The sequence below is a fragment of the Salinimicrobium oceani genome (genome assembly GCF_012037645.1).
This window is the reverse complement of record NZ_JAAVJR010001117.1, coordinates 1-357: the sequence shown is the minus strand read 5'-3', so window position 1 is coordinate 357 and position 357 is coordinate 1. Positions and strand designations below refer to the sequence as shown.

General features: G+C 35.9%; 1 protein-coding gene. It reads right to left on the bottom strand.

From position 1 onward, the window contains the following. Window positions 1–266: glycosyltransferase family protein (locus HC175_RS21050; RefSeq protein ID WP_479685256.1), on the bottom strand; the 266-nt coding region annotated here is incomplete at its 3' end. Window positions 267–357: the final 91 nt, after the last annotated feature.

Here is a 357-nt window from a genome sequence, read left to right as displayed (position 1 = left end):
CTTTCCAGTTCCTCTGCTGCTGTGGTTTCCACGAATGTCTGAATTTTTTCATACAGCCGTGGAATTTTTTTATAAAGAAAATATTCTCCTTTTAAAGAGCTTCTTTTTCTTTTTTTCCATCCGGTGAATTGCTGAATTTCTTCTGGTAGATCGAACCGGCCACGGTCTAGTACATCAAACCAGTACAACTCGTGGGCTGAATCCTTCAAATTATTAATCCAGCGTTTGCTGTGCAGCGAATGCATGGAAACAAAAAGAATCTTCATTAGTTGTTCAAAAAATTTCTGAGAAAATCCACAGTTGGTTTATTACTCATTTTTTTAGTGTATAGTTCTCTCAAATTCACACATAGATTAT